At 35.9% G+C, this 20,776-nt stretch carries 9 protein-coding genes; 4 read left to right on the top strand and 5 right to left on the bottom strand.

All coding sequences use genetic code 11. From position 1 onward, the window contains the following. Nucleotides 1-87 precede the first annotated feature (87 nt). Genes M2372_RS13835 through M2372_RS13825 form a run of 3 tightly spaced genes read left to right on the top strand, consistent with a single transcriptional unit; the run spans nucleotide 88 to nucleotide 8,379 of the window. Complete coding sequence (locus M2372_RS13835) at nucleotides 88-5,115, top strand: translocation/assembly module TamB (RefSeq protein ID WP_123320741.1); 5,028 nt, start codon at nucleotides 88-90, stop codon at nucleotides 5,113-5,115. After that, nucleotides 5,115-7,442 carry a BamA/TamA family outer membrane protein gene (locus tag M2372_RS13830; protein ID WP_123320742.1) on the top strand — a complete coding sequence of 776 codons (2,328 nt, stop codon included), beginning with the start codon at nucleotides 5,115-5,117 and terminating at the stop codon, nucleotides 7,440-7,442. The genes M2372_RS13835 and M2372_RS13830 overlap by 1 nt, the downstream gene beginning before the upstream one ends. A gap of 1 nt (nucleotide 7,443) precedes the next feature. Next, nucleotides 7,444-8,379: a YihY/virulence factor BrkB family protein gene (locus tag M2372_RS13825; RefSeq protein ID WP_115970402.1), complete on the top strand. Its 936-nt coding sequence runs from the start codon at nucleotides 7,444-7,446 to the stop codon at nucleotides 8,377-8,379. 127 nt (nucleotides 8,380-8,506) lie between these two features. On the opposite strand, the gene argS is transcribed toward M2372_RS13825, so the two are convergent. After that, the gene (gene argS, locus M2372_RS13820) at nucleotides 8,507-10,267 is read right to left on the bottom strand and encodes an arginine--tRNA ligase (RefSeq protein ID WP_123320743.1); all 1,761 of its coding nucleotides are present in this window, start codon (nucleotides 10,265-10,267) and stop codon (nucleotides 8,507-8,509) included. A 163-nt stretch (nucleotides 10,268-10,430) separates the two neighbouring features. On the opposite strand from argS, the gene M2372_RS13815 reads away from it, so the two are divergent. Further along, a complete protein-coding gene (locus tag M2372_RS13815; protein ID WP_164464442.1) occupies nucleotides 10,431-10,586 on the top strand; it encodes a hypothetical protein in 156 nt (51 codons plus the stop codon). Nucleotides 10,587-10,678: 92 nt separating this feature from the next. Here the strand turns inward: M2372_RS13815 and M2372_RS13810 are convergent, their stop codons facing one another. The 4 genes from M2372_RS13810 to M2372_RS13795 all read right to left on the bottom strand — a co-directional run bounded on the left by M2372_RS13810 (nucleotide 10,679) and on the right by M2372_RS13795 (nucleotide 20,507). Beyond that, a complete protein-coding gene (locus M2372_RS13810) occupies nucleotides 10,679-12,247 on the bottom strand; it encodes a SusD/RagB family nutrient-binding outer membrane lipoprotein (protein ID WP_123320744.1) in 1,569 nt (522 codons plus the stop codon). Between the two features lie 6 nt (nucleotides 12,248-12,253). Continuing rightward, nucleotides 12,254-15,184 carry a SusC/RagA family TonB-linked outer membrane protein gene (locus M2372_RS13805; RefSeq protein ID WP_123320745.1) on the bottom strand — a complete coding sequence of 977 codons (2,931 nt, stop codon included), beginning with the start codon at nucleotides 15,182-15,184 and terminating at the stop codon, nucleotides 12,254-12,256. Between the two features lie 621 nt (nucleotides 15,185-15,805). Continuing rightward, on the bottom strand, nucleotides 15,806-17,440 hold the full coding sequence (locus tag M2372_RS13800) for a SusD/RagB family nutrient-binding outer membrane lipoprotein (RefSeq protein WP_123320746.1): 1,635 nt from the start codon (nucleotides 17,438-17,440) through the stop codon (nucleotides 15,806-15,808). 13 nt (nucleotides 17,441-17,453) lie between these two features. Continuing rightward, on the bottom strand, nucleotides 17,454-20,507 hold the full coding sequence (locus M2372_RS13795) for a SusC/RagA family TonB-linked outer membrane protein (protein WP_123320747.1): 3,054 nt from the start codon (nucleotides 20,505-20,507) through the stop codon (nucleotides 17,454-17,456). Between the last annotated feature and the right edge of the window lie 269 nt (nucleotides 20,508-20,776).

Below are 20,776 nucleotides of genomic sequence, written 5' to 3'. Positions count from 1 at the left end.
AAGGCAGGATTTTTGCATTCATAAGGGATACCACAACAAAGACTGAATAAAATAGTATTATTATCTTTGTTAGAAACCTTCTCACTTTTGAAACTGAAAATCAACACTACCAAACTACTAAGGCGTATTGCAATAACCTTTATTTCAATATTGGTTTTGCTTACCCTGTTGATCCTAAGCTTAAGACTTCCAGCCGTTCAAAACTTCATCAAAGACCGATTGATTGTTTACCTGGAGAAAAAAATCAACACCAAAGTAAGCCTGGAAAGAGTCTATATTGGATTCCCCAACAGTCTTGTCATGGAAAATCTCTATCTCAAAGGGCAGGATGTAGATACTCTATTAGCTGTAAAAAAACTTGATGTAGGCTTACAGATGCTGAAGCTTATCAACTCTACAGCGGACATTACCTCTGTAGATATGGAAGGAGCCCGCGCCAATGTTGTAAGAAAACCGGATGGCAAATTCAATTTTGATTATATCATAGATGCTTTTGCAACCACTGATAAAGAAGAAAGCTCTTCCAAACCCTTCATTATTTCTCTTGATAAAATCAATTTAAAAGATGTTGGGGTTACCTTCAATGATCAACAATCGAAGAATGATATTAATCTTTATTTTAAATCTTTTGATACCAGAGTAAAGAAATTCGATCTCAATAAAAATGCCTACGCGGTCAATGATATTAATCTTGATGGATTAAAATTAAAACTCAAACAAGGTATTGTAGAAGAAGTTTCTAAAAAGGTGGAGAAAAAAGTAGACTCCCTTAATGAGAAAAAGCCGATGAATATTGGCTTAAGAGGAATCAAACTTACTCACTTCAATATTGACTATGGTGATGAAAATACCAAGACATACGCTAAAGTTCTATTTAAAGAACTAAGTACGAAGGTCAATAAACTTGATCTTGAGAATAATGCTTTCAACATTGGCAATATATTCCTTTCCGGAGCTGATATCAATGCCAACCTTTATCTTCCGGCTCAAAATGCCAATCCGAAAAATAAAAAAGAACCTGAAGTTTCAAAAGCTTCCGAAAAGGATAAAGCGATGAATCTTCTGTTAGGAAAGCTGGTTTTAAATGATGTAAAAGTTGCCTATAATAACACCGCCATTGCTCCAACCAAACAAGGTATAGATTTCAATCACCTGAATTTCTCTAAAATGAATGTTGAGGTGAGAAGTTTCAAAATGGAGAACAATACTTTTGCAGGAACGGTTAATTCCGCAGAAATTCAGGAAGCAAGAGGCTTGGATATCCAGAAATTCAATACAGATTTTGTCTATGCTGAAAAAGAAGCTTATCTGAAGAGTTTATACCTGCAAACTCCAAAAACAGTGTTGCGTGATGAGGTTATTTTAAATTATAATTCCATTGACGAACTGTCTTCAAATTTAGGGGCTGTGAAAATTTCCGCGAATATCAAAGATTCAAAAATCGGGTTTTCTGATATTTTAAATCTTGTTCCTACTTTAAAAAATACAGTTCCTTTCAATAAGTATCCAAATGCAATTCTGAATGTCAATGCCAATGTAAAAGGAAGCATAAATGATCTTTTAATTCAGGATCTTAAAGTCACAGGACTGGACCAGTTAAGAGTAAATGCATCCGGAAGAGTGAAAAATGCTATGAATCCTGATCAGCTGTATTACGATCTGAGAATTGGGGAATTTTCTTCCAACGCTAAAACGATTTTCAATTTAGTTCCAAAAAATACGATTCCATCGAATATCTCTCTTCCGTCAAATTTCAGCATTAAAGGAACGGCAAAGGGAACAACAAAAATAGTCAATACAGACCTTAACCTCTATTCTACCCTTGGAAATGCAGCCATTGTTGCCAATGTGGATATGCGTAGAAAAAATCATGAATTATATGATGTGAAAGCCAATCTTCAGGGAATACAGGTTGGAAAGATCATCCAGAATAAAGATATTGGTCCTGTCACAGCTCAAATTTCTGCTAAAGGAGAGAGTTTTGATTTCAAAAATGCCAATGCCAATGTAAAAGGACATGTAGCTTCTGCCACTTACAAAAGCTACCGCTATCAGAACATGGACTTAACCGGTAAGATCAATAAAGGGGCTTACCATGTTGTTTTAAATTCAAAAGATCCTAACGCCAGCTTATTGCTAACCGCTTCAGGAGTCTATGATGAAAAAAATCCAACCGTTAAGGTCAATGGTGAAGTTATCAAACTGGATGTCAACAAACTCGGTTTCTATGAAAAACCAATGATTCTTGCCGGAAAAATAGATGGTGACTTTACCAGCCTTGATCCGAATAATCTGAACGGTTATTTAAACCTTAAAGATTTCGCTTTTTCTGATACCAAAGAAGTGTATCCGGTACAGGAAGTGAATCTGAAAACTTTATCTACTAAAGATTCTACACAGATTATTTTCAATTCTCAGATTGCAGATGTTGAACTGAAAGGAAAATACAAACTTACACAGATTTTCGGTGCCTTAACCCAAACTATTAATCAGTATTATCAGTTCCAGAAACCGGATAAGTCTCAAAAAATTGATCCAGGCCAGCATTTCAACTTTACTGCAAAGATTAAGAATGATGATCTGATCAGAAAATTTGTTCCGGATCTGAAAAGTTTTGAAACCATTAATTTGGCAGGAAACTATGATGCCGATTCTCAAAAAATTGAAATTGACGGCCAGATTCCTCAATTGCTGTATGGTGAAAATACGATTGAAAAAGGAACATTAAAAGTCACTAATGAAAATCAGGCATTACAATACAGTCTGAATGTTGCCGCTTTAAAAAGTTCGAGCTTTTCATTGAAAAAAATCAATATTGATGGGGATGTTGCTGACAATACGATCAACTACAATATCACCACAAAAGATGATAAAGACGCCACTCAATTCCTGATTGCAGGAAATGCAAAATCATTGAATGACATTACAGAGGTTTCCCTGAATCCAAATGGTTTAAAACTAAATTATGCGGATTGGAACGTGGCTGAGAACAATAAAATTCAGATCAGCAAAAAAGGAATTTTAGCGGATAATTTCAGATTAAGTAATGGTGGAAGCGAGATTTCCATTCAGTCGGAAAGTGAAATCCCAAGTAGCCCTTTGAACATAGCCTTAAAAGATTTTAAAATCGAAACTGTTACAGAATTGATTAAAAAAGATACAGTTCTGGCCAGAGGAACAATTAACGGAACAGCCCAGCTTAGAGATGTAATGAAAGATATGACTTTCACCTCTGATCTAAATGTTTCCAATCTTATTGTCTATGGAAGTCCTGTCGGAAACCTGGCAGTAAAAGTAAATAATTCTTCACCGAAACTTTTAAATGCTGACATTGCCCTTTCCGGAAACAATAATGATGTAAGAATTCTTGGAGATTACAATACTGCTTCAAGTTCTTTTGACCTGAATATGGCCATCAACCAACTTCAGATGAAGAGTATTCAAGGTTTCTCTATGAATGCAATTACCAATACGGAAGGCTACCTTTCCGGGAACCTGAAAATTACCGGAACAACAGATCAGCCGAATATTCTCGGAAAAGTAAAATTCAATGATGCAGGACTGGAAATTGCAAAAACAGGAAGTGATTTCAGAAAACTGAATGATGAGATTGATTTCACCAACCGTGGTATAGAATTTAATAAATTTAAAATCAAAGATAAGGACGGGAATGCTCTGATTGTAGATGGGCAAGTTCTTACCCAAACCTACAGAGATTTCGCATTCAATCTTAATGTAAACGCCAAGGATTTCAAAGTGGTTAACTCACAGAAATCAAACGATGCCATGATGTATGGTATTCTTGCGATTGATGCCGGTCTCCGTATCCGAGGAAATCTGGATTTACCAAAAGTAGATGGAAGACTGAGTGTTGCAGATAATACAGATTTCACGTTTGTTCTTCCTCAATCTAATCCTTCTTTACAGGAAAGAGATGGCATTGTAGAATTTGTGGATCAGGATCAGGTAGTTTTAAATAAAACAATCAAGACAGATTCGCTGGATACTCAAAGCCGCATCAAAGGAATGGATGTAAGCGTTAATATTGAAGTAAGCAAAGAAGCAAAACTATCCATTGTCATAGATAAAGCCAACGGGGATTTCGTCCAGCTTCAGGGAGAAGCTGAATTAACGGGGGGTATTGATCCTTCAGGAAAAACTACATTGGTAGGAGTTTATGAAGTGAACAAAGGAAGCTATGATCTTTCAGTGAGTTTCCTGAAGCGTAAGTTTGATATCCAGAAAGGAAGCACCATAACCTGGACAGGAGAACCAACGACAGCGATCATGGATATTACAGCAGTATATAAAACTGAAGCTGCTCCCATTGATCTCGTAGAACAGCAGATTGGTAATGAAAGTGCTGCCACCATGAATCAGTATAAGCAGAGAATACCTTTCAATACACTGTTAAAAATGAAAGGTGAATTACTGAAACCGCAGCTGACTTTCGATATTACCACAGAAGAGAAAAACAATGCGGTATCATCCAATGTAAAGGATGTCATTGATCAGAAACTGGCTCAGCTTAGAACCCAGGAATCTGAATTGAATAAACAAGTATTTGCACTATTGCTTCTGAACCGTTTCATCGGGGAAAATCCGTTTGAAAGCGGCGCAGGAATGTCTGCTGAAACAATGGCAAGACAGAGTGTAAGTAAAATTCTTTCTCAACAGTTAAACAATCTGGCATCCGGACTGATCAAAGGAGTAGATCTTAACTTTGGATTGGATTCTTCGGAAGATTATTCCACCGGACAGAAAAATACCAGAACTGATCTCAATGTGGATATCAGCAAAAAATTACTGAATGACAGGCTGAAAGTAACGGTAGGAAGTAACTTCGGATTGGAAGGGCAAGCCCGTCAGAATGAAAACATGACGAATATTGCAGGAAATGTTTCTGTAGATTACAGCCTTTCCAAAGATGGAAGGTATATGTTGCGGGCTTATCGTAAGGATGAATATCAAGTAGCTCTTCAGGGGCAAATCATAGAAACCGGAGTTGGATTTATCATCACGCTGGATTATGACAAGTTCCGCGAGATTTTCCAGAAATCTAAAGAGAAAAAGCCTAAAAAGAATCAAAACAATCAAGTGGTAGAATTTAAATAATGAATAATACATTTCATACATATTGTAAATATCTGTTGGTTTCCGGAATTGCTTCGGCTGTAGTTTCCTGTAGTAACACCAGGTTTTTGAAAGAAAACCAGATGCTTTATACAGGTGCTGAAGTAAAGATTGAGAATGACACTATTTCCAAAAAAGAAAAAAAGGACCTTCAGGCTGCATTGGAAGCCAATCTTACTCCTAAACCGAATTCTACATTTTTAGGAATGCGCCCTAAGCTCTATTTCTACAATATTGCCAAAGAACCTAAAAAAGATAAAGGCTTCAATTACTGGCTTAAATATAAAATGGGGGAAAAACCTGTATTATTAGGGGATGTGGACCGCGAATTCAATAAAGACATCATTGAAAATTATTCTGAAAATAAAGGATATTTCAATGCAAAAGCAACGTATGATACGGTTTCAAAAAATAAAAAGGCGAAAGTAATTTATACCTTAAAGCCCGGCGCCAGGTATTTGGTTGATGGGGTGAAGTTTCAGAAAGATTCTACTCTTGTTAATCAGGAAATTCAGAATGTAGCAGGGAAGACGCTTCTTAAAAACGGAAGACCATTTGATCTGGATGTTATTAAAGCAGAAAGGGAAAGAATTGATAATAATTTAAAGGAAAGAGGGTTTTATTATTTCCATCCGGATAATATCATTGTACAGGCAGACAGTACAGTCAACAAAAATCATAAAGTTGAGCTGAATGTAAAACTGAAAGAGAACACTCCGGCTCTGTCTACCCAACAATTCAGTATTGATAAGGTAATTGTATTCCCTAACTATAATATTCAGGATGTAAAAGCAGGAAAATACAGCGTTCCGATGAACAGTGATTCTCTGAGCAAGTATGCATTTGATGATATTTATGTGATTGATCCGCAGCATAAATTCAAGCCGAAGATCTTCGACAGAGCTTTATATTTTAAAAAAGGGGATCTTTACAACCGTTCCAATCACAATCTTACCCTGAACCGACTAATCAGTTTAGGAGTATTCAAATTTGTGAAAAATGAATTTGTAACTTCGGATTCTTTGAGTCATAAGTTTGATGCATATTATTTATTGACTCCCAGACAGATTCAATCTTTAAGGCTTGAAGCCTTGGGAAGAACCAATTCTGCCAACTATGCAGGGAGTGAACTTAATCTGAACTGGACCCATAGAAATTTCTTCAGGGGAGCGGAACAATTTAAAGCATCTATCTATGGAGCTTTTGATTTCCAGATGGGAGGTGCTCAGGATGCGAATAATATTTTCCGTGCAGGAACCAATGTTCAGCTTTCCATTCCGAGAATTGTAGCTCCTTTCCGCTTTCATTCTTCCAGTGAATTTGTTCCGAGAACGAATATTACATTGGGATATGAATTCCAGAACAGGACAAAATATTACACGCTTAATAATTTCACCGCTTCATTCGGATATTTATGGAAGGAAAATGCCAGAAAAGAACATGAGCTGAAAGTAATTGATATCACCCTGGTATCTCCGGAAAAAGTTACTGCAGAATATGAAGCCAACTCTGCTGATAATCCGGCAATGAAGAGAATTGTTGCAAAGCAGCTTATCTTTGGTCCTACCTATTCTTATACTTACACCAATACCATGCTGCCAAAAAAGAATACCTTTTATTATAAAGGAACCCTTGATCTGGCAGGAAATATCACAGGCCTGGTTACCGGAGCTAACGTAAAAGAAGATAAGGAAAAAAAGATCTTCGGAATTCCTTTCAGCCAATATGCTAAAATTGAAAATGATTTCAGGTTTTACCATAAATTCACTGAAAAATCCTCATTGGCTACAAGGCTTATTGCAGGAATTGCTTATCCATATGGAAACTCAGAATTTGTTCCTTTCTCCAAGCAGTTTTTCTCGGGAGGCAGTAACAGCATCAGAGCCTTCCGTGCGAGAACATTAGGACCTGGAAGCTTTGACCCAAGAACGATAAAGCCAGGAACTTATTTCGACCAATCCGGTGATATTAAGCTGGAATTAAATGCAGAATACCGCGCTAATTTATATAAATTTTTAAATGCCGCAGTCTTTGTAGATGCGGGAAATATCTGGTTACTGAATAGTGATCCCCTAAGACCAGGTGCTAAGTTTTCAAAAGACTTTCTGAATGAAATTGCTGTAGGAGCTGGGGTTGGTCTAAGGCTGGATTTTTCTATATTAGTGTTAAGGCTGGATTTAGCCATGCCATTGAGAGTACCTTATTATGAAAAGGGAGACAGATGGGCCTTCGACAAAATCAATTTCGGAGATTCAAGCTGGAGGAAAGACAATCTTGTATTAAATATTGCCATCGGATATCCTTTTTAGTATGATCAATAATATTAAATTTTTCTGGGAGGTTTTAAAAGAAACCTTTACTGAATGGAACAGTTCTTCTGCGTCCAAAGATTCAGCGAGCCTGGCTTATTACGCCATATTTTCCATCCCGGGATTATTAATCATTATCATCTGGGTGCTGGGAAATTTCTTTGGTGAAGAAGCCATCCGTGGACAGATCAGTACTCAAATCAGTGGAATTATGGGTCCTGATGTAGCCAAGAGCATAGAAGGAATGCTCGCCGGAGCTCTAATTGACAAAAAGAATATCTTTATGAAAGCCATAGGAGTAGGAGCATTGGTTTTTGGTTCCACTACCCTATTCTTTCAGCTTCAGCATACATTGAATTCCCTTTGGGATGTAGAATCTGCCCCTAAAAAAGCTCTGCTTAAGTTTTTACTGGATAGAGCCAACTCTTTGGGAATGATTCTTATTCTTGGCTTCCTGCTTATGATCACAATGGTTCTATCTTCATTAATCAGCCTTTTCAATACAATCATCACCCAGTATTTTGGATTCGAAACCTATCTTCTTGTTGAGGTTGTTAATTTTTCAATCGGGTTTGGGCTTGTCATGCTTTTATTTGCCCTAATGTTTAAAGTACTCCCGGATGTGCAGATCACCTGGAAATCTGTTTGGAGAGGTGCTTTTTTAACAACGGCCTTATTTACCCTGGGAAAATTTTTACTAAGTCTTTATTTCAACCAAGTTAAACCTACTTCAGCATTTGGAGCTGCCGGAACGGTAATCCTTATTATGATGTGGATTAACTATTCCTGTATGCTCATATTTTTCGGGGCCAAATTCACTAAAGTATACACCTACAAAAAGGGATATAAAGTAATATTGTCAAAACATGCCCGATGGAGTGCTGCGAAGCTATATGCAGATAGTCTGAAACAGATGCATGAGGAGAAAAGTGAATGACGGTATTGGGTAACGCAGTTCGTATTCTTAAAATTCCGTCTATCTTATTATTTCAAGCAGCTTCTAAATTAGAATTTACAGATTATTAGTATAAAAAAAGCCTCCTGAAGTTCAGGAGGCTTACTTTTTACATTCTGTTTACTGTTCCGATTCCCAGCAATTCCAACGATTTTTTGATCGTTTTTGCTGTAAGGTCTGATAGATTCAGACGGAACTGTTTCATATTTTCATCATCCTGATTCAGGATCGGATTATTCTGGTAAAATGAGTTATAAGATTTTACAAGATCATATACATAGTTTGCTACTAAAGCAGGACTTAATGTTTCTGCTGATTTAGCCACTACTGTTTTAAAGTTGGCCAATTGCATTATCAGCTCTTTCTCAAACTGATTCAATACCACATCAGCCGTTTCTCTATAGGCAAACTCTGCCTTCGATAACAATGACTGAATACGAGCGTAAGTATATTGAATAAACGGCCCTGTATTTCCATTAAAGTCTATACTTTCAGCAGGATTGAATAGCATTTTCTTCTTAGGATCCACTTTCAGCATGAAATACTTCAGTGCTCCAAGACCAACCGTCTCATACGATGTTTCTTTATCCTCATCAGAAAGAGTTTCCAACTTCCCTAGTTCCTGTGCTTTAGATTTTGCTGTTTCATACATTTCCTGCATTAGGTCATCAGCATCTACAACAGTTCCTTCACGGGATTTCATTTTACCTTCCGGTAATTCAACCATTCCGTAAGAAAGGTGGAATAACTGATCTGCCCATTCGTATCCTAATTTCTTAAGAATTTTAAATAAAACCTGGAAGTGGTAATCCTGTTCATTACCTACCGTATAAATAAGCTTCTGAATATCGTTTTGTTTAAAACGTTCTACAGCCGTTCCTAAATCCTGGGTCATATAAACTGAAGTACCATCAGAACGTAGTAATAGCTTTTGGTCTAATCCTTCATCTGTAAGGTCACACCAAACTGAACCATCTTCTTTTTGGTATAAAACTCCTTTATCCAAACCTGTCTGGATAAGATCTTTTCCTAAAATATAAGTATTGCTTTCATACTGAACCTGATCAAAGTCAACGCCTAATCTTTTATAAGTATCATTGAAGCCTTTGTATACCCAAGAATTCATTTCTGCCCAAAGATTTCTTACCGTTTCATCGCCATTTTCCCAATCCAAAAGCATCTTTTGAGCTTCTTTTATGATAGGAGCATCTTTTTTAGCCTGCTCTTCTCCTATTCCCTGGCCTACAAGTTCAGAAATTTCTTTCTTATAGTTTTTGTCAAATTCTACATAGTAGTTTCCAACAAACTTATCTCCTTTAGTATGAGTTGTTTCAGGGGTTTCTCCGTTCCCGAATTTTTCCCAAGCCAACATTGATTTACAGATATGAATTCCTCTGTCATTGATGATCTGGGTTTTGATCACATCGTAACCAGCCTCTTTAAGAATCTGAGCTACGGAGAACCCTAACAGGTTATTTCTGATATGCCCTAAGTGCAGAGGTTTGTTGGTATTAGGTGAAGAATATTCTACCATTACAGTAGCATTTTTCTTATCTATTGTTGAAAAACCATTATGAACGGATCTGAAGTTATCTACAAACAGTTGGTTTTTAACTTTAACATTAAGGAATCCTTTAACAACATTAAAGCTTTCAAAAAGATCTGTCTGCTCCGTTAAAGCTTCTCCTAATTCAACTCCAATACTTTCAGGATTCTTCTTCAATTGTTTTACCAACGGAAAAGTAACGATGGTAAAATCACCTTCAAATTCCGTTTTATTTTCCTGAATTTCCAGATTGATGTCTTTTAACTGATATACATTTAAAATGACCTCTGAAAGTTTTTGTTCTATAATATCTTTAATATTCATCTCAAAATTTAAAGTACAAATTTAGTGAAATAAAAAAGACAAGTCTATAATGCAAGTGAAGACATTCAATTATTTGATATGTTTTTTAACAATCACTCTGAAAACCAAAGCCTTGCCTATATTTTTCATATATTTATCATTACTAATTAAACAAAATTTTATTATGAAAAATCTAAAAAAATTCACAAAAACAGATCTTAAAAAAATTACTGCCGGAAATGCTCCTTGCTGCGAACCATGGGGAAGATGCCCTGATGGCTACAAGCAATGCCAGGAATGGGGAGCCTGCGTACCGAAATCTGTAAATTGTGGTGGATAAAAAAAGAGGTCTTAAAGACCTCTTTTTTTATATACATAGATGAAATAAAAAAACCGCCCGAAGGCGGTATAATATGAATGTTGTTAAGTGTATTAATTTTTATCCCAAATTAATTTGGTATCCATTTTATCTCCTCCAATAGAAGCAGAAGCAGCTTGATAATTCGCTGAATTTAATGTCTGCACGGTAGTTGGATAGAAAATTCTGGTTGGTACATCTGTTAAACCAGCAATAAGCGAGGTAAAGGTATAAGTAGTTTGCCCTGTTGCAGATGGCTTATTAAGATTAGCTGTTTGCCCAGGCTTTAACAATGTATCCGGGTATCCGGTTCTTCTATATTCTGACCAGGCTTCATTAGACTGCATGAATAATGCAATATACTTTTGCGTCATTACATTAGCCTTACTAGCTGCAGGAAGTGCACTTACGAATGTGTTGATTTTAGCAGCATCAATTCCCCATCTTTGCATAGAAGCTCTCACTCCTTTTTCGTAATGATCTTGTGCCCAGCCATTCGCTTCTGATAATAAAAACTCTACTTCTGCATATTCCATGAATATTTCGGTAGCGCCAGGTTTTAGAATATTTTTACCAAAGTAACTTGTTGTACCCGCCTGACTTGATGTCAATGTAGATGGCACACCATAAGGCATTCCCTGGATTTGGCTAATATCTGTAGCTTCAGTCATTGTACCTGCTCTGATATCACTTGCGGACACAGTTATTGGAGCTGCATATTTAAAAATTCTAGGATCTACCCCAAAAACTCCAGATTCTCCTTTAAGCAACTGAACAAAAGGTTTTGAAACAGCAAAATCAGATCTGTCAATGTAAGTTGAAAAGAATGGTGATGGATTAACCAGGTTGCTTTCATAAGTTAAGCCCACAGTATCCTCATTAGAGGTCATTACTCCTGAAGCGATAGCATCTGCAATATGTGCCTCTGCTCCCGGAACAACTCCTTTTACTCGGGTTGCAATTCTCAATCTTAATGAGTTTGCAAATTTCTTAAGCTTAGCAGGACTTTTAAACAATTGATCACCTTCAGAGAAAACGGTTGTTGTAGAAAGATCAAGCATTTCTGAAGCTTCCTTAAGCTCTTTTAAGACATCTGTATATACTTTTTGCTGTGTAGCAAATTTAGGCTGTAATGTTGCATCAACATTTAATGCCTGGAAATCAGCATCTTTATTACCATAAGACCAATAAGGAATATCTCCAAAAGCATCTGCCAAGTTAGCGAACACATAAGATAACATAATTCTTGCCGCTGCAATCTGGTTTTCATTAGTTCCATAGGCAAGCATCTTAACTTTAGTAGCCGGATCGGTATTATAATCAATAATTTTCTTATAATCCTGTGCTACGTAGTAGCTTCTTGCCCACAATTGAGTTCCCGTAGTAAGTCTGTACTGATATCTGTCCTCTTCAGTATATTGTCTTTGAGCAGAATACTGAACAAATGGTAACATCATTCTTCCTGATACCCACCCATCTCTTGTATAGTCCATATATTCTTTATTCCCACTATTGAATAATCCGGTCGGCAGAGGATTCTCTGTAGAATTCGGATTGACATCAATTTCATCTAGTTTATCTGAACAGCTGTTAAGCGCTAAAGATAAACCTGCTACTGCTATTATTGAAAATATTTTTTTCATTGTAATTTAAAATTTAAAATTCACATTAACTCCGTACATCCTTGTAGATGGTAAAGAACCACCTTCTAACCCTTGAATATTACCTGATCCATAAGAAGTATTTTCCGGATCAACTCCCTTGAAGGCAAGATTCCAAGCAAAAAGGTTTCTTGCAAATGCAGATACTCTGATACCTTGAATAGAATTACCTATAAATGATTTTGGTAAATCATAAGATAAAGTAATATCTCTTAACTTAATGTAACTTGCATCAAAAACATTCTGTGCATCAACAGTGTTATAATATGATTTCCCCCATGTTGGAGCATCTAATAGAATATCGTTAGGAGCACCATTTTCTTTAACACCCGGAAGAATCATACCAGCTTCTCTGTTTCCTCCAAGAGCTGTTTCTTCAAGCATACCATTATTCATTCCCCACATATGAGTTGTTGAGAAATATTTACCACCCTGTTGAACATCAATCAGGAATGATAGTCCAAAACTTTTATATTTGAATGAGTTTCTGAATCCCATATTGTAATCAGGAAGTATTGAACCTAAAGACTTAATTTCGGATGCCTTATAAACACCATTTTCATTTACTACCTTATTTCCATTGGCATCATATACAAAATCAGTTCCCAGGATTGTACCGTATGAATATCCAACCTGAGCAGCTAACTGTACTCTGAACGGAGCATTAGTCAGGATATAATTTTCAAGAGTTCCCTGTAATTCTACAAGCTTGTTTCTGTTTCTCGTAAAGTTCCATGTAAAATCCCAAGAGAAGTCATCAGTTCTTATAGGAGTAATATTTACCATAGCTTCGATACCTTTGTTGGTCATCTCTCCGGCATTGATTCTTCTGTTTCCAAATCCGGTTGCAGGATCAATTGGTAACGGAAGGATCAGGTCAGTACTTTTCACATCATAATAAGTAACATCAAATCCAATTCTATTTTTAAAGAAGTTCATTTCTAAACCAATTTCCTTAGTAGTCTTGACCTCAGGTTTAAGGTTTGGCTCTCCTTTAATAACAGGCATAGAATAAGTAGGGCTTCCCCAGAATGAATTCCCTATAGTTGCAAAAGTTCCTCTGATAAAAGGATCAGAACCTCCTGCAATTCTTGACCATCCTGCTCTCACCTTTCCAAAAGAGATCCAGTCTGCTTTAAGAACTTTGGAGAACACAAAGCTACCTGTTACGGAAGGATAGAACTGATCTTCATTTAGCATGGAGAACCAGTCATTTCTACCTGTAGCCTCTAAGAATAAGAAATCTTTATACCCCAAAGAAACTGACGCAAATAAACTGCGTACCCCCAAGTGATAAGATGCATTGCTTGCTTTTGGAACTTCTCTACTGTTAGATAAGTTATATAAATTAGGAATAATTAATCCCCCAACAGATTTACCTTCCATGATATCCCACTTACGGTCCATAATGTTAAATCCTGCAAAGGTATTTAAACTGAAATCTCCGAAATTATCATTATAGTGTAGTCTTCCTTCATAGTTGAATTCAGAGTTATTACTTTTTCTAACGTTATACTGAGATTGTGCAGCCGATCCAATAGCTACTCTCGAAGTGATGGTTTGTGAATACGTATCTCCATATACTTTACCGGAAACATATACTTTCTTAGAGAAATTATATGTTAACCCTGCATTTCCATAGAATCTATGTCTGTTGTCATCTGAAGTATTTTCATAGATAGTCCAGTAAGGGTTGTCAGAGAAATTAGGAGTACCATCATCCCATGATGTTCTGTTCCATGATCTTTGCATTCCATTTGATGGTAATTTATAACGTTGAAGTTCTGCAAAATCAAGCTGTCTCTGTCCCCACTGATAAAACTTCTGTGCTACTGAATTATCTCCATACCCTTGTTCAGGTCTGTTGAAACCAGCAGTATGAACATAGTTAAAGAGTGCATCAGCTTTTAAGTTGTCAGATAATTTAGAGCTCACATTTAAGCTGAAATTATCTTTCTTAATTTCTGAATTTGGTACAATACCGTTAATTTTTGTATTGGTATAAGATAATCTTACATTCGTATTTTCAAATGATTTAGCAACAGAAATGTTATTGGTATAAGTCGTTCCAACTCTAAAGAAGTCATCAACATCTTTTCTAGGAGCAACCCATTGTTTCAGCTTCATATATTGGTCAGGAAACTCAGGATCAAAAGAATCCCAGCCTAAATAGTATAAATTCGGGTCATATTTAGGACCCCAGCTTTCATCTGTTCCAAATTCAGGAAGATTGTAAGTTACCCCATCAATTTTCTGAGTTTGCAGAGCCAATTCTGAACCACCTCCATATAAGTTTTGTAATTTTGGTCTTATGTAGATAGATTCAAAAGCAACACCGGTATTGAACTGAACTTCTGTTCTTCCTTTCTTGGCTGATTTTGTAGTATAAATAATAGCACCATTTCCAGCTCTATATCCGTATAAGGCAGCGGCCGGTCCTCCTTTTAAAACTGTTACACTTTCAATATCATCAGGGTTGATATCAAATGTAGCATCACCATAATCTCTACCTCCAGCTCCTCTTTGAGTATCCTCATTGTTAACGTTTGAGTTATCCAAAGGAACTCCGTCAACTACAATTAACGGACGGTTTTCACCAGTTACAGAACTGATCCCCCTCATTGTAATTCTTGTAGACCCCCCCATAGAAGATGGAGCAGTAACCTGAACCCCCGCAACATTTCCTGATAATGCACTTACAGCATTCGTCTGCCCTGCATCAGAAATAAGGTCCCCTTTGATTTCTTGAGATGCGTATCCAAGAGCTTTTTTTTCTCTCTTAATACCGAGTGCTGTCACCACTACACCCTCAATTTCCTTAGTCTGTGTAGCAGTATCGTTTTTCTTCTGCTGTGCATTTACAATTGCAACAGATGAAGACAAAACCACAACAAGTAGACTCGTAGTTAGTTTCTTCATATCAAATTAATTTTATATCCGTACAAATTTGTAAAACTTTCTTAAAAGCACAAAGGAAAATTCAAAAAAAATAACAATATTTTAAATATTCAAAAAATTAACAAACAATAAATTATTAAAATACGTTAAAATCATTCTTTTTAACGAAAATTAAAAAAAAATTAATTACTATTTTTCCATATATACCAATTAGATAATTCATTGATATTCTCTATATATAAAATTAACAAAATAATGTTTAAAACACTGTATTACAATATAATAAATAAATTAAAGAAAAATAAAATCAATACTTACTACAAACAAACAATGTTATGCATATCTTTTTTTTTATTTAAAATTTTGTTAAAAACGTCGTGCAAACAATAAAAAAGACTTTAGTACAAATAAATTAAAAAAACAAAAGCATAGATGAAACCTTTTAAAAAAAAACAGATTTATTTTTTTTAAAATTGGGGTATTTTACAGAATTTTATAAAAATAAAATTTTACGCCCACACCCATTTAGCGGTATTTTTTTCATAGTCCAATAAACATTTTTATGAAGATCGTTTCCTCTAATGAATCAAAAAAGGCTACCCAAAAGGGCAGCCTTCAAAAAATATATTAAAATTTATAGAATTAGTTCTGATTCCAGAATGGAGTAGTCTGATTCTTAGTAAACATCTGAGCAGTGGTTACCTTAGGTACGTTGTTAGCGTTTGCACCATATTCAGAATTAGGATAGAATAACCTCAATGGTCTGTTCGCTTGTGAGCTTGTTACAGCCATTGGAGTTACAGGATACCCTGTTCTAGTATACTCAATAAACATCTCTGTTGGGTTAACATTAGTTAAAGCTAACCACTTCTGAGTCATAATACCTTCAATTTGTTGATTCGTAGACCCCATAAGACCAAGCCCTGGTCTTGTAGCAATTGTTGCTTTATAAGCAGTCATATCAGCAGCTCCCAGCCATTTAGCTGACGCATCAATACCTGCATCAAAGTGTCCTTGAGCTCCTCCAAATAATGACGGATACCTTACAGCAGCCTCGGCCTGTAAAAATTCACTTTCAGCCAGAGACATTACAATCCCCCCCCTGGCATTTCCTGCAGTAATAAGTTGTCCTACAGTAGTTACCGTTGCTGATCCAACAAAATTACCAAGCGCCAAAGCAGATAAAGATTTGTTATCAATCGGAGCACCAGGCTGCCCTGCATTCGCTCCTTGTCTGATCCCTTTCACCTGTGGAACAGTATTATAAGTTACTGATGTAAATAATCTAAATCTTCTAGGATCTATAATCCCATTAAATTTAGTATAATAAGCTTCAGTAGAGTTCATAAGATTTCCATTCAAACAATTCGCAATATGCTCAGATGCACAAATATAGGTAGATGCAGCAGAACCAGACGCTGTTGTTTTATAAGAACTTAGAAAAGGGCTCATTCTAGCATTGTTAGCTGAAGAATATCCTGGATTATTAATAACATTATCCTTAATAAATGGAGCTCCAGACAGAGCAGCAAGTTTCTGATCTCTGTAAGTTGCCATATCCCCTGTCATATTAGACATTCTTAAAAGCATTCTTAACTTAATAGTATTTGAAAATGCTTTCCAATTATTCATAACTCCCCCAAAGATTGGATCAGTAGTAGCTGCTTTAGCATCAGGATGCTTCAGGTCAATCAAAGCATTCGCAGCTTCAAGTTCACCAATCAAAGCCTTATAGATCTCTTTATCATCATCATATTTAGGAGTAGTATTAGCCGAACGTAAAAAAGCTTCAGTATACGGAGCATCTCCATATAAATCAACAATGTATTGCATATAGAAAGCTTTTGCAATTTTAGCGATCGCTACATAATTATCCTGAGCATGATCAGCGTTAGGATAATCTTCTACTAACTTAAGATTAGCAGCGTACAGATAAATTCTATTCCAAATATTACTATAAAAACTGTCATTTACAGCCCCTAGAGTATATTCTGCATTATATACCCCACCGGTATTATAAACATCTGTAGCCCAATTGTTCATCATCACGTTTCCAAAAGTCATCATTGAACCGGAACGTCCTCCACCTTCACCTCCTTGTGTAATAAACAATTCATTGATAGCACCAGGAATTACCTGCTCAGGTAAAACGTTTTCGATATGCCCTGCATTTGGACTTTCATTAATATCCAAGTAATCATTACATGACACAGCACTTAAGCTTAGAGCCAATGCCGCTAAAGGCATAATTAATTTGATTTTATTTATTTTTTTCATTTCTTGATTTTAATTAAAATGATGCACTCATACTAACCCCAAAAGTTCTAGTAGTAGGATACTGCCCGGTATAGGCAACACCATAAGCATTTGGTCCTCCAGTTCCAAGCGCCTGTCCAGGTCTTTGATTGACAGCACCCGTATTGCTAGCTGTTTCAGGATCAGCAAAGTTTCTATTACTTTTAGCATACCAAGCAAAAGGGTTTCTGGCATAAACCCCAAACGTAAGATTATTAAGGAAAGTATTTGCGAGAATAGACTTAGGTAATGTATAGCTCAAAGCAATTTCTCTAATTTTAAAAGCCGTTCCATCCACAACGAATTCTTCACCAACAGAGCTATAATAACCATTTGCCGTGAAGTAAGTAATTGCACCGTTATAATCTGCTCCCAAAGCAGCAGTAGTATTGGTAACATACACTGGGTTGGCAGCTGTTCCTACATTCTGCACAGAGTTAGGTACCACATATCCCTGGCTTCTATCATAATCAGCAGATTTTTCTAAAGCTCCTGTAAATCCAAGTAATTGTTTAGTAATAGATATAAAGCTATTTCCGGTTCTATAATCTGCAGTACCTGAAAGTCTAAATCCTTTATAACGGAAAGAAGTGCTGAATCCTAAGATATAATCAGGAGTTACTTTACCCAACACCTCAAAACCTGAAGTAGCTAAAGGCACACCATTTTTCCCAACTATAATTCTACCTTGATCATCTCTCTGGTACTTTGTCCCTTTAATTAAAGGATACTCCTCTCCTTTCTTAACATAAATCCCTGCAGATGGACGCCCAACTTGTAATAATAAGATATCATCCACACCGTTCTTAAGATCTGTAACTTCAGATTTATAAGTACTATATGAACCTCTGATATTCCACTCGAAATCATTGGTTCTTATCGGAGTAAGCCCAAGGTCCAATTCAAGCCCTTTATTGGTTGCATCACCAATATTATCTCTCAATGTCGTAATACCAGCTGCATTAGAGATTGAAGAATTAGTAATCAAATCTGTAACTCCAGATGTAAACACAGATCCTCCCAAAGTAATCCTATCCTCAAAGAAACCTAACTGAATTGAAGCTTCTTTAGTATTCGTAAACTCAGGCTTAATATCAGGATTTGTTGGATTTCTATTGATTACATATGATGCATTATTCATTGGGAATCCAGATGGGATCAATCCGGTAACTTCATCAGTTGCATAAGCACCAATTGCTGCAGTACTTCCTACCTTAGTATAAGATGCTGTAATTTTCGCATAATTCATAACACCTCCCTTCAATATTTCAAAAGCTTTTGTTGGAACGAATGAAAGACCTACCGAATAGTATGAATAAGGTTTATTCTTAAGTTCTTGAGTAAAAGTATCACGTGTAGATAATACAGAACTCTTTTCGATTCTAAATGTTGAGTTTAAAAATAAGAAGTCTCTATATGCTAAATCTAAATTGGCAAAACCCGCAATACTTCTTATACGTGTCTGTGTATTTTGAAGTTCAGAAAACGGAGAAGGATTTCCTACATTATTTATATGATAAAAACCTGGAATCTGAAGATTGGTTCCTCCTACAGTAGCCACTGTAAAAGAATCATCTCGAACGTTATTACCAATATTTAATTTCAATCCTAAATCATCCGTAAGCTTATAATTAAAATTCAACATTATATCTCCATAATAATTGAATCTTCTGCTTACACTTTTATAATAGCTGGATTCAATATTGGTATGATTAAAATCTAAGAATGATTTGTCATCATAAGCTGTACCTGTAGGGGCAAACACTTTACCGAACCTCCAGCCATTATTATAACTTTCCCCTAACGCAGAAATACTCAAAACATTACCTAAATATGATAAACTAATATGATCATTAAAAGTATATTCAAGATTTAAAATACCACTGAAAGTCGTACTTTTATTATTATATCTTTCGTTATCTATCGTCCAATATGGATTATCTGCATAAGTAGTGAAATAATGCTCTGCATCAGGTTTAGAGAAAGCTCTGATATCAACATTTGAAGGCATTTGAATCAAGTCATCATATAAATTCGAGTTTGTTTCAGATGTTTGCTGATCAACTAAATTGAAAGTACCATCCACTCTTAATTTACCTAATTTTTTTCCTGCTTTAAATAATATATTATTTCTATTTAACCTGTCTTTGTCTACAACGAAATCATTTTGAGTTCTGTTGAAAGAGAAGAACGCATAAGCATCACTACCACCAACATTCATAGTTAAGCCATTTTGGTACAGTATTCCTGTTTTAAAAAAATCTGCAAAATGGTTTTTTCTGGGAGCATATTTTCCCATAACAAACTGCCCGTTTGCATCAGGTGTTCCTATAATTAAATTCTTTCCTGCTATAATAGGATCAGAATAAAGAGGACCCCAAGATGTATTTTCATAAGGAATCCAGGTAGTCCCACCCATTTCCGGAAGTCCAGGAGTAAAGTCACCACCAGGACCTCCTTGGCCATACTTATCCTGAATAATAGGCATTTTATACACAGAAGACGCATCTATGTTCGAAGTCAGGGTAAACTGAATTTTTTCAGATTTCGTTCCTTTTCTTGTTGTAACAACAATTACACCATTCGCTCCTCTTTCACCATATAATGCAGATCCTTGCTGACCTTTATATACGTTAACACTCTCAATAACATCAGGAGGCAACTGCTGGAAAATAGCAGCTGTAGAAGGCGCACCATCAATAACGATTAGCGCACCGTTATCCCCTGTTAAAGATCTCTGTCCTCTTAAATTAATCGTTGCCTGTCCATTTACCGAACTATTAGGAACGTTGATATAAAGACCGGATACTTTACCTGTTAATGCCTGAACAGCATTCGGGTTACCAGCTTTAGTCAGCTCTTCGGTTTTTACAAGAGCTGTACTTCCCGTAATCGCATCTTGCTTTTTCTTAATTCCCAATGCTCCCGTTACCACAATCTCTCCGATATTCTGAGTATTCAATGTATCATTCCCTTTTTTCTGGGCATTTACATTAATAAAAGAAGCAGAGAGTGCAATAATCAGAACACTCGTTGTTAATTTCTTCATGAATGTATTATTTTTTTTATTTGGCTACAAATATGTGAAAGTTTCTTAAAATTACCAAACAATTTGTTAAAATATTAAAAATAACATAATCAAATTCAACAAATAGTGGGTTATCATTGTAAATAATTCACCAAAACAACGATAACACAAACAGATTGAAAACACCCATTAAAAGGGATATTTTCAACAAAACAAGGATATGCATAGCAACTATCAATTTGGAGAAATATCAAAAAAAAAAAACTTAAAAAAAAGTTATATTTTTGTAC

It is taken from the genome of Chryseobacterium sp. BIGb0232, from assembly GCF_024810195.1.
Classification (GTDB): Bacteria; Bacteroidota; Bacteroidia; order Flavobacteriales; family Weeksellaceae; genus Chryseobacterium; species Chryseobacterium pennae.
The sequence above is the reverse complement of the archived record's forward strand: the minus strand, read 5'-3'. Positions and strand labels throughout refer to the sequence as shown.

Excerpts from the sequence above, each read along its gene's own strand:
- M2372_RS13830 (WP_123320742.1), top strand. The coding sequence starts at position 5,115 with ATGAATAATACATTTCATACATATTGTAAATATCTGTTGGTTTCCGGA.
- M2372_RS13825 (WP_115970402.1), top strand. The coding sequence starts at position 7,444 with ATGATCAATAATATTAAATTTTTCTGGGAGGTTTTAAAAGAAACCTTT.
- argS (WP_123320743.1), bottom strand. The coding sequence starts at position 10,267 with ATGAATATTAAAGATATTATAGAACAAAAACTTTCAGAGGTCATTTTA.
- M2372_RS13815 (WP_164464442.1), top strand. The coding sequence starts at position 10,431 with ATGAAAAATCTAAAAAAATTCACAAAAACAGATCTTAAAAAAATTACT.
- M2372_RS13810 (WP_123320744.1), bottom strand. The coding sequence starts at position 12,247 with ATGAAAAAAATATTTTCAATAATAGCAGTAGCAGGTTTATCTTTAGCG.
- M2372_RS13805 (WP_123320745.1), bottom strand. The coding sequence starts at position 15,184 with ATGAAGAAACTAACTACGAGTCTACTTGTTGTGGTTTTGTCTTCATCT.
- M2372_RS13800 (WP_123320746.1), bottom strand. The coding sequence starts at position 17,440 with ATGAAAAAAATAAATAAAATCAAATTAATTATGCCTTTAGCGGCATTG.
- M2372_RS13795 (WP_123320747.1), bottom strand. The coding sequence starts at position 20,507 with ATGAAGAAATTAACAACGAGTGTTCTGATTATTGCACTCTCTGCTTCT.